This window comes from Polaribacter sp. PL03 (assembly GCF_033875165.1).
Taxonomy (GTDB): Bacteria; Bacteroidota; Bacteroidia; order Flavobacteriales; family Flavobacteriaceae; genus Polaribacter.
The window spans coordinates 1-6,665 of sequence record NZ_JAWZSV010000013.1 but is presented as its reverse complement, the minus strand read 5'-3'; the positions used below and the strand labels follow the sequence as shown (position 1 = coordinate 6,665).

Sequence of the window (6,665 nt, the reverse complement as noted above, 5' to 3'; positions counted from 1 at the left end):
TTTTGACGAGCGAGAGAGTGTTCCACAAATTTTCAGTTTTCTTAAATTTAAAAGTAAAGAAATTCAATATTTCCCACGTTTCAATTCAGCGTTTGGATTTTTCTGAGCAATGAATTACAACGTTTTTGTATAAGCTTTGTTGCGTTGTTTAAGCAGTGAATTTAGTAAATAAAACACGAACGGCGAAATTCCGGAGGAATTTCCCAAGTGAGCTAAAACCAGCAATAAAGTTTATACGGTGTTGTGGTGTCGTTTTTTATTTTTCCCTTCAATTCTTTATATATTATTCAGCTTTTTTGTTTTCCTAAATAGATTTTTTTGTCAGCTAATTTTATATGTTGTTTCGGTTTGTTTCTTTTTCCAATTTTTGAAATTCATTTTTACAATTACTTCTTGAATTCCGTGTATTTTTTCTTTAAAATCAAGTTTCAATTCGTAACAAATTCCGTATTTTTCTAATACTTCTTCTATATTATTTTTCTTATGTCTTGCAGTTCCAAATTCCCCCTTAAATGCTCTTAGTTTAAAGCAAGCAACTATTATGTTTGAAACTCCGACACTAATTAGTCCAACTTTGTAATACCAAAAGTAAATAGGACTGAGCATCATTTTAGCAAAAGCACTACTTTTATAAATTAATAAAAATCCAACTATTATTAAAAAGAAAAAAGAAAATAGAATTGTGTTTTTCTTTTTTTTTATTGTTTCGAGTTCCAAATTAGCAATTTCTAATTTTTTCACAAATTTATTATCAAGTTTAATTTCTGGACAAGTATTCTTAAATTCAGGCTTTTTGTTAGTTAATTTACAAGTCAATCCTTTCTCAAGAGATGTTATTTCATTTTCACATAAATCACAATGTTTTGAGAAATTCATTTAGTTTTTAATTTTCGAGTGATTAATTCAGGTTTCTTGGATTCAATGTTGTAATGCACCACAACGTTTTTGTATATGGTTTGTTGCGTGTTTCAAGCAACTAATTTAGTAAATAATTACCGACCAAGAAAGTCCGAGAGGACTTTCGTAAGTAGGCGAGAAGCCAGCAATAAATTATATACGGTGTTGTAGGTAGTTTTTATTCATATCTTTTTCAATGTTAATATAGATATCATTTAACTCATCTGAAATTACGGAAGCTACAGCAGTTAATCCCCAAAATTTATCATCTACCATTTCTATTGAAATCAAAAGCATTTCAAAAGCTAATTTGACATCTATAATTTCATCTGGTAGTAATAATGAATTATTATTTCTTTGAAAGTATAAACAGTTTTCTCGAATCTGAACGAATTCACCATCTTGAAGTTCCTTAAATATTTGATTAACTCTATTTTCACCAATACTTTTATGTAATCGATCTCCAACTAACATCACAGGATTTGCAGACATAAAATGTTTTGATTTATGATTAAATAGAGGGTCTTTTGATCTTTTACTTAATTCACGATTTTCAAATCCTCTGGTCACACAAACTTCAATTTTCGCAATCTCTTCTATTGCCGTTATTGTTAGGAATAAAGATTGAGTAAAGAACTTATTTTCCAATAGCATTTTTGAACTCAGAATTAAGCTTTTTAAATGAAATAAAGTTTTTTCAAACTCTTCTTTTTTTTTAAACCCAATAAGATTTTCCGAAGAAATTTCAATTGATTGTTGAATTAGTTTAAATGAGTCTTTCATTTTTTATTAAGTAGTTTTTTTTATGATTTTTCTACATTATTGTTGTTCCGTATATTTCGGTTAAATTACCTACAACGTTGTTTTGTATGGAAAGTTGCGTTTTAAGTCGACGGCTATTTTCCGCAGGAAAATAGGAGTTGACAAAAATGCAACAACCTTTGATTAAGCCAAATTTAGCAATTTTTTATACAAGGTGTTGTAAAATGCGTGTTTAATTTCCACTTTACAAGTTATAAAATTCCTACTTCTTTTTTTTCTTTTTTGAGTTTCTGAGGAAATTCCGCAATTTTGGATTTTCAACGTTTTCTCAGACTTTTAATTCAGAAGATGAGTAAACCTTTTTTTTACTCTTAGAAATCTCTCAGCCTTTCTTAATTTGTCTTTAAAAACGAATTTCTCCGACTTTTAGATAACACTTTGTCAATTCAGCGATTTTAGTTTCAAACAGTAATGAAGTTTCAAGTTTTTAGATATTTTCAAACAAGCTAAATTCCGCAAACTTTTTCCTTTTTTTTGCGTTTTAAAACTCTGAACGAAAAGGACTATTTTTCCTTTCTAAAAACCTTCTATTTTTTTCAAAAATTTGATTCGCGAGAGAGTGTTCCAAAAACCTAATTTTTCAAACGTTTTATTTCGCTTTTTTGAGTTTTCAGACTTTAAAGCTAAATGTATTTTTAAATATCTGTTGTTCTTAAATTATACTTTCAGCAAGTTTTTTACAACGTTTATGTATAAGATTAGTTGCGTGTTTTAAGTACTAAAATCAGTAAATAAAACACAAATTTAAAGCCTGCGAGAACTTTCGTAAATAGGCTAAAACCAGCAATTAATTTTATACGGTGTTGTGCTTAGTCTTTATCTCCGCTGTAAATAGGTTTTTTGTTTTTGCTCAGAAACACCTCAATAAACTCCTTCTCTTTTATAGCTTTTAATTCAGTTTCATTTTTTTTATTGAATTTAGTAATTAACCAAATCCATCCATTTTTCACTTTTGTTTTATCAAATATAAAACTCCTTGCGAATAATGCAATTGCTATTAAAAATATTAAACCACCCCAAATAAACCATTCATTTATCCCGTAGCTTACAATTGATGAAACGATTGCTTTATTAACTTTTAATATTAAACCGACAGCAATTACAAGCAATAAAAATAGAAATACAATAATTGAATAGATTAATGCTTTTGCATATTCTTTTTTTCTGAACATCCATTGTTCTTTTACAAAATCATTTTTTTCAGATTCCCACGTTTTAATTGTATCTGTAAATTTCTGTTTTCTTATTTTTTCTTCATTTTCAGAATTAACTCGTTGTTGTTCTTTTTCTATTTTTTCAATTCTTTCATTTAAGTTTTCGATAGTTTTTTCCTTTTCACTAAGGTTTTTCTCTAATTTTTCAATGTCATTATCTTTTTTTGATACTATATTTATTTTTTCTTTAACAATCTCATTTTTTTCATGATTTAACGTGATTATTTTTTCAGTATTTTCAATATCAATATCTTTAATTTTTTGAGCTAAAGATTCTTTTTCATCCTTTATTTGATCTAGTTCTATTGCAATCTCTGATTTTATAAATAATTCTACTGTATTGTCTTTTTCATGTTGTAGAAAATCATTTAAGAATAATTCTCTTTTAATACAGTTTATAATTATTTCTTCATCATCTATTCCTAATTTCTTGAAAAATGACATTGATTTTTGTACTACCAAGGATTCTTCAAAGTCTTCTTTTTCGTAATCTGGTACTGTAAGAGATGTTATAAATGCTTTTCTATAATTATTCGTAATTATTGGAATAAAAGGTCTTATTTTTTTAATAAATAATGAAGGTAGAACAAAGTTAGGGTTTATAACTTCTTTATCATTTTCAGATTTTGTTTTAATTGTATGTTGGTCAAAACCAATTAAACTTCTATCTAAAGTTAAACACACAAATTTCATTTCATTCTCATTACTAAATTTTGATTTCAGAATTTTAATACTTTCTCTTAAAAAGACATCATGTTCGATTTTATTAATATCTTTATTTAGCTTAAATTTCCATCCATTTAAATCACTTTTATTATTGAAATAACGCTCATAGTCTTTGTACTCAATTAAAGATTCATTTAAAAGCTCTTTATTGTCATCCAGTTCTTTGAAAACATTATTATAAATAATTATTTCCATGTTTTTAAGCACATCACTTGCATATCTTACTTTCTGACTTGGGTGAGGTGTTTCACTATCATCTAATTTATTTAAATAATATTTTTTAGCAAATGAATCTAATTTATCTGATTCTATTAGGGCTTTTATATGCGATATTTTGAAATTTTCCTTTGGTATTATTTTTTCTAAATAATTACGTGCCTTTTGTAATTCCGTATTGGTTTTAGGCAGGAATACAAGTCTTAAATCAATTTGTTTTTCTCTTGCAATTCTTATTATTTCATTGATAGCGGTGTCTTCAGGGTGTTTTCGTAATTCTAAAATAGAGTACAATATATTTGTATCAAGTACTACTGTTAAATCTTTGATTTGAAGATTTTTTATTTGTTCATATTCTTCTTTAAGTACACCTAAAGAATAGAACTTTTCGGCACGAGTAGCTAAGCTTGTTAGGTGCCTTAATTCTGCATCATTTAAAAGATTTGGATATTCTAATGTTAATTTTTTAAATACCTTAATTAAATCTGTATTTTCAAACTTTGAAGTGAATTTTTCAAGTAAAGCAGAATCATCACCTAAGAAATCATTTTTATAAGGTAGAAAAATATTAATTGCTTTTTTTCCAAAAGTCATGAAACACTCCAAAAGATATTCATTGAAAACATTCCAAAGTAAAGTGATATCTGTTTCTTCAAATTTTATTTCAACCGATAGTGTAATAATTATTTCTTTAAAAGAATTATACCTTTTCTTATTAGTAGAAACTAATTGAAGTTGTGTTTTATGGATATATTCTGTTGAAACATCTAATAATCTATAATGTTCATTTTTACATGAAATTTTTTTATTCTCGACTAAGTTATCAAGGCACTCTTGCAATTCATACTCAATAGGTTTTAAGTGAAATATTTCATCAATATGAGAATTCAAATCTTTTAAATTGACTTTACTATCAATATTATACATTACAGTTAATATTAAATCGGATAGCATCTTTTCTCTATTGTCTGTTTTTGCAAGGTATAGAGCAGATATTATTTCATCAATGCTTTTTTTATTTTCGTTCATTTATATTTTAACTGTATTTTTTTTCAGATTAAGCACAACGTTGTTGTATAAGCTTTGTTGCGTTGTTTAAGCAGTGAATTTAGTAAATAAAGTACGAACGGCGAAATTCCGGAGGAATTTCCAAAGTGAGCCAAAACCAGTAATAAAGTTTATACGGTGTTGTAAGCAGTTTTTTATTCAGCTAATTTATTTTTTCCGTTTTCTGTTTTTATAAATTTTGCGTTCCTTTTTTCAATAATCTTTCCTAAATCTACAAAGTCTCCAATTTCTCTCGAAACTTCTGAAATTTTAATAGATTTTCCATCTTTTATAAAAACAAGGAGGTTTACAGAATCGATATATTCAATTCCATTTACTTTAATATTTTCTAAATCTAAATTCAGCTTTTTTTCGACATTATCAATCATAGAATATGGTCCAAGAATTAATAATTCTTTCCATTCAAAACTGTTGAGTTTAGTTAAGTCGATTGTTTCTGATTTCGACTTAAATTTGGTTTCTATTTTTTTGGTCAGAGTTTTGTCAGAATGCAATGAAGTCATTTGTTGACAAGAGAATAAAGTCAAGGATATAATCGTAATTATTATTAGTTTTTTCATTTATGTTCAGCAATTCGTTTCTCGAAAATATGTTCATTGTGTTCAGGTTTTTTTTCTGAATAATTAACTTTAAATTTATCTCCGTTTTTTATAGTTTCCTTTTTTACAGTTAATTTTTGATTTTCAGTATATTTTTTTTCATTTACTTTAAATTCATATTTTATAAATATTCCTCTCTGAAATCGTTCTTCAATTTAAATAATAGTTCCGATTGCTGTTTTTGAATTCTTCAATTCATTTTTCTCAACCAAACTGTTCCAAACGCCAAAACAAATTCCAGTAATAATTAACATAATTAAAATTGAAAATTGCCATTTATTTTTTCCTTTTTTTTTCTTTCAATTTCAAATATTTTCTTTTAGTTCGAGTGGTTTTTCAAATTGCTTACAACGTTGTTGTGTTATGGAAAGTTGCGTTTTAAGTGAGCGGCTATTTTCCGAAGGAAAATAGGAGTGAGCAAAAAAAGCAACAACCTTTACTAAAGCTAAAACTAGCAATTTTTTATACACGGTGTTGTAAAATGCGTATTAAATTCTGTATCTTAATTACTAGTTCTATATTTTGATGAAATTTACAATATTTTTTTTAAAGTTTCGATAAAAATTCAAATCGTAAAAAATGAGTTTTATAGAATTTTCTAATCTTAAATTATTGATTCAGGTTTTTCATTTCTCTTTTTTCAACGTTTAATTAATTTTTAAAGTTCAATTTTTCAGCTTTCTAAATTTTTTCATTTATTTGATACTCCACAAAGATTTAAATTTTCATTTCAGTTTTTTTAAACTCTAAGTTTTTCAGCTTATTGTAATTTTCATTTTACTAGAAATTCCGCAAAGATTTTAAATTTTCATTTTGGGTTTTAATATTTGATTATATAATAAAATCGAAATTTTTCAACTTTCTATAATTTTCATTTTATTAGAATTTCCACAAAGATTTTAATTTAGTTTTGCTTTATTAGAAATTAGAATTATTCAAATAATTTTCTAGGTATTTTTAGTTTTTCATTTAAAAGTAAAATGCTGTTTTAAAAGAACTGTTGCTTTTTAATTATGAAATCAACCAGTTTTTTACAACGTTTTGGTATAAAAATTTTTGCGATTTAAAAATGCGGCAAATTTTCCACCGGAAAATTAGAAGCATTTTTAAAAAAGCAAAAAGC

General features: G+C 26.0%; 4 protein-coding genes. All 4 read right to left on the bottom strand.

The window, feature by feature from the left end; translation table 11 throughout:
* Window positions 1–321: 321 nt before the first annotated feature.
* The 4 genes from SHK09_RS15040 to SHK09_RS15025 all read right to left on the bottom strand — a co-directional run bounded on the left by SHK09_RS15040 (window position 322) and on the right by SHK09_RS15025 (window position 5,503).
* Window positions 322–876: a hypothetical protein gene (locus SHK09_RS15040; protein WP_319811611.1), complete on the bottom strand. Its 555-nt coding sequence runs from the start codon at window positions 874–876 to the stop codon at window positions 322–324.
* A gap of 174 nt (window positions 877–1,050) precedes the next feature.
* Window positions 1,051–1,680 carry an AbiV family abortive infection protein gene (locus tag SHK09_RS15035; RefSeq protein WP_319811610.1) on the bottom strand — a complete coding sequence of 210 codons (630 nt, stop codon included), beginning with the start codon at window positions 1,678–1,680 and terminating at the stop codon, window positions 1,051–1,053.
* An 848-nt stretch (window positions 1,681–2,528) separates the two neighbouring features.
* Window positions 2,529–4,904 (bottom strand): hypothetical protein, encoded by a 2,376-nt coding sequence (locus tag SHK09_RS15030; RefSeq protein ID WP_319811609.1) that lies wholly within the window; start codon window positions 4,902–4,904, stop codon window positions 2,529–2,531.
* Between the two features lie 173 nt (window positions 4,905–5,077).
* Window positions 5,078–5,503: a hypothetical protein gene (locus tag SHK09_RS15025; protein WP_319811608.1), complete on the bottom strand. Its 426-nt coding sequence runs from the start codon at window positions 5,501–5,503 to the stop codon at window positions 5,078–5,080.
* Between the last annotated feature and the right edge of the window lie 1,162 nt (window positions 5,504–6,665).

Bases quoted from the DNA above. Each gene is read 5' to 3' on its own strand.
- SHK09_RS15040 (WP_319811611.1), bottom strand. From the start codon at position 876: ATGAATTTCTCAAAACATTGTGATTTATGTGAAAATGAAATAACATCT.
- SHK09_RS15035 (WP_319811610.1), bottom strand. From the start codon at position 1,680: ATGAAAGACTCATTTAAACTAATTCAACAATCAATTGAAATTTCTTCG.
- SHK09_RS15030 (WP_319811609.1), bottom strand. From the start codon at position 4,904: ATGAACGAAAATAAAAAAAGCATTGATGAAATAATATCTGCTCTATAC.
- SHK09_RS15025 (WP_319811608.1), bottom strand. From the start codon at position 5,503: ATGAAAAAACTAATAATAATTACGATTATATCCTTGACTTTATTCTCT.